5 protein-coding genes are annotated in these 3869 nt (G+C 42.5%); 1 reads left to right on the forward strand and 4 read right to left on the reverse strand.

What is annotated here, in order from left to right:
• The 4 genes from D3222_RS23805 to D3222_RS25325 form a co-directional block, all read right to left on the reverse strand.
• Positions 1-238, reverse strand: a 238-nt coding sequence (locus tag D3222_RS23805; RefSeq protein ID WP_157975362.1) for a helix-turn-helix domain-containing protein, incomplete at its 3' end; no start/stop codon positions are given.
• 399 nt (positions 239-637) lie between these two features.
• Positions 638-847: a hypothetical protein gene (locus D3222_RS25315; protein WP_198672918.1), complete on the reverse strand. Its 210-nt coding sequence runs from the start codon at positions 845-847 to the stop codon at positions 638-640.
• Between the two features lie 193 nt (positions 848-1040).
• The gene (locus D3222_RS23810) at positions 1041-1931 is read right to left on the reverse strand and encodes an integrase domain-containing protein (RefSeq protein ID WP_118988272.1); all 891 of its coding nucleotides are present in this window, start codon (positions 1929-1931) and stop codon (positions 1041-1043) included.
• A 389-nt stretch (positions 1932-2320) separates the two neighbouring features.
• A complete protein-coding gene (locus D3222_RS25325) occupies positions 2321-2515 on the reverse strand; it encodes a hypothetical protein (protein WP_157975434.1) in 195 nt (64 codons plus the stop codon).
• Between the two features lie 786 nt (positions 2516-3301).
• Between D3222_RS25325 and D3222_RS23815 the strand changes: the two genes are divergently transcribed.
• Positions 3302-3869, forward strand: a 568-nt coding sequence (locus D3222_RS23815; RefSeq protein ID WP_198672919.1) for a ShlB/FhaC/HecB family hemolysin secretion/activation protein, incomplete at its 3' end; no start/stop codon positions are given.

Genomic DNA, 3869 nt, shown 5'->3' on the forward strand with positions numbered 1-3869 from the left:
AAAGTAAACTGTCAGACCCCCCATTACCCGATTTAAGTTTACCGTGATTAAGGTAATCACTGATATGGCGGTCAACCGTGGTCTGATGGAGTCGCAATGCCTGAGCTATCATCACAGAACTCCACCCTTCAGAAGCCAGAAGGATAGCTTTTATTCTGTCTCGTACTTGACCATCGCGAGTGGTGTCGTGAAGACGCTCAAGTTTGATTTTTTGTTCTGATGTAATAAATATTTTCATAGCGAGGATAATGATCTCCATTTCGGATAAAATCAAGCATCTTCAATGATTACGGGTATAAAACATGAAAAATATAGCGTTTTCAGTGTAAATCACCTTAAATTAAATGACATTAAGCCATTTGCTTTTTTGTGATATACATCATACATATTGAGTTAATACCATTCCAATATGAAATATTGGAACACAGAAAATGGATATAAATCCAATCTAAGTTAAGAAAACAAATAAATGAATTCAATAATACATTTACATTAAATAATTTATTTACCTGCACTGTTAATAATACTTATCTAATCTTTAATTATCGGGACAATGACAAACAGTCTAAACAGGCGGAAAAAAATAAAACTGACATAAAATTCGAACCATGATGCTTAAGGGATAACTGCGTATCCCTTAAATTTTAAACCCCGGTTTGTCTACTTCCCTTTTGACATCATCTTCTGCATCACCATCTGACCAAACATGTCGGCGGATTGCCTGACCTGCCCGTTTGTCGTCACGCAAACTGCCTGACAGGGCATATTCACACAGCAGGATAAACAGCACATTCGCTGTAATCATCCGCATTAGCACGACACGACATTCCGGTTTGTTTTCCGTCAACTGCCAGATTTTCCCGCTGCCTCAGACCAGCAGCGCGTAAAGGCTTAATCGCCATAACAGCCACAGAGATTGATAGTTCTCCATCCAGCAATTGAAGGTAGAAAGGTTTTCGGGATAGTGCATCCCCGCTCAACCTCTTGCTAGCATAACTAAGCCCAGGGCTGTTTCGATTCAAGCTAAATTCAAAAGCCAATTAATCATCACTGCACTGTTTATTGTAGACACGGGCAACATAATGTCCTCGTCCATCCCCATGACCCAAATCCATTGAAACCATCGCTTCTGCTTCTTTTCGACTTAATCCTTCCGACAAATGATAATTTATTGCCTCAACAGCATAAGCATAACGCAAACTGTGTGGTGAAGACTTTCCGGTTAACCCTGCTTCCCTAGCTATATTCCGATAACGATCAATAGCCGAATGTAAATTCGGCTTATCAATCAAACGCCCCTTATTTTTATTGGTATACTTTATTGCCGTCCTGACTGCCTGGATCACTTTATCCCGATCAACAACTGTCGTATCACGAGGACGTCCTCCTTTTGTACCAAACACCACCCTCAATCTTTCATCCCCACGCAATAAAGCTTTTTCCCACGTTCTTAATGATTTTGCCGCCTGAACAGCTTCCTCCGTTCGTAGCCCCAGATAACGAGAAAGTTGCATAGCAGCAGCCACACCTTCATCTTTCCCACGAACCAAAACAAGGGTCGTGTGATAACACTCATCCGAAATCGCCATTTTAGTTCCCTCCCGGCTGGCGCCAGATAATCCGAGCGCACGATTACTTAACCGCTCGTGATGAGGGTTAGCTAATTGAGATCTTCCCGCCATAGCGAATATCGCCCGAACAGCCGCCATTTCATTTTGTAACGTTCGCTTTGAAATATTCTCTGACTTTCGGCTATCAATATATTTTTCAATATGATTAATTTTCATATTCTTAATATCACGGATTTGAATATTTAATATCGCCATGCTTTCTGCCAGACGTTTGGCTATTTTCATTCTGTCTGAAACGGTTTTAAAACTGCCGCCAGCCTGACGGGCCAAGGTTACTAACTGTTTACTCAACTTTGACATTCAAACGATTTCCTTTTTAACACACACGACACCACCGCTTGCAACCTGACAGATGCAGGCAATACTAAACAGTTTTTGAATGTCATATCTCAACCCCAACGGCACGGTTTGGTTTGCGCTTCCTGCGGCTCGACTGATATCTGTGCATCGGGGCGGTGAAATTGTTGAGTTCTTACGAGGCACCCCAGCTCTCTGAGCTGTTCGCGGTTTACACCGTCCTGACCGTTGTCAGACTACCTCCAACGCCAGTTTTCACTGACGTCGCCATCAATACCGAGTCGATTGTTCTCCTTCTTCTGAATATAAAACGTCAACATGATTATTTTTCACTCAAGACGTTAAGGTGGATTGCGATCTTCAAACCCTCCGACCGGGGTATTACGTATTGGTCAGAAGGTAGAAGATACAGGGAAAGCTTGTATTACGTGGTTTGGGATGTTGTACGCTGGCAGCGTCACTTGGTTTTCGTTATCACGCCAACAAGTGACGCTGCCCGTTTCTTCTGGACCCAATGCGTTATCCGTAAAATATCCAATAACCTGTTGAATCTGACAATAGTCACCCGGAATGCTGAACGAAACCACCCAAGCAAGCCAATCGTAGAAAGCAAATCAACCCGTAGATTGTTTTTGATGATACTGACAAGTTAGAAAATTATATGTGAAATTGCACCTTCATCACTATTGTTAGTGATACCCGTTTTCAAAGGATAAACGGATTTACCGTCCGAAGACGCCACCTCTCAGGCTGTGATGGCATTGAGATCAGTCACCCAAAGGCGTTCCTCTCAGACTGCGAGAACATTAACGATCGCTCACGCGACAACGAATACTGCCTTAAATTAATCAATGTTCATTTCAACGTCAAGAAAGCTTTTCATACTGTATAAAATAATCATTTATGTTCTTCAAAAAGTGAGCAAAATGCAGGTTGAAAGTTGACTGGCATAGAGAAATCCAAAATAGCATAGCGCCAGTTCTGCCAACTGAGCTAAAAGTTACCATCTAACCTCATCAAAAAAGATAATATTTCATCACCAATTTACGACAAACATCACTTTACTAGTGATTTCATGCTGAAATAAAACATCATAAATGTGACGTACATCACATAATTGACACAAAAAATGAAATTAATTTGAAATTATTAATATTGATTATTAAATGATTAATATTAATCTGTTTTTTATACAATATTGTCACAAAATAATCACATTGGCCTGTTTTTTGCTTACAATATAACCCCTTGTTTTTGCTGCTATCTTAACCAACCCCCTATTTTAGTTGCCCGATTGATTATTAATGCTGCATATTGATCACTAAATTAAATTTGTGGTTAATACTGCTTCGACATTGTGGAATAGAAAGTCAATGAAAAGCAGTATTTTATTGTTTGCGGTTTTTTATAGCGTGGTCTCAAGCAGCCAGGCCGCAGACCTCTCAGCACAACAACTCATTCATCAACAGGCGCGCCAGCAAGCCCTGGAGGCGCAATTAGCCCCACCCCCTGCGGAGGTTCACCTGTCGGTACCCGAACCGGCGGTGTCATCCGCATTTCCGTTGGAAACGCCGTGTTTTCCGATCACCCGCGTCGTGTTGGCCGGCACTGAAAATTTCCCGCACTGGTTGCCGTTCAGGCGTGTCTCCCAACAGGGCGAAAACCATTGCCTCGGTGCTCAGGGCATTAACCGGCTAATGACCCGATTGCAAGATCAGCTCATTAATCACGGCTATGTCACCAGCCGGGTTCTGGTTCCTCGTCAGGATCTGCATACCCAAACCTTAAAACTGGTGATGATACCGGGCAACATCCGACATATCCGCTATACCCCTGACAGCGGAAAATATATCCAGCGGATAACGCCATTCCCCGCGCGTGAAGGCAAGCTGTTGGATTTACGGGACATTGAGCAGGGACTGGAAAACTTGCAACGTTTCC

This window comes from Photorhabdus sp. CRCIA-P01 (genome assembly GCF_003545805.1).
Classification (GTDB): domain Bacteria; phylum Pseudomonadota; class Gammaproteobacteria; order Enterobacterales; family Enterobacteriaceae; genus Photorhabdus; species Photorhabdus antumapuensis.

What these genes read in the sequence shown, in the direction of transcription:
- D3222_RS23810 (WP_118988272.1), bottom strand. Translation starts at nt 1,931, where the DNA reads ATGTCAAAGTTGAGTAAACAGTTAGTAACCTTGGCCCGTCAGGCTGGC.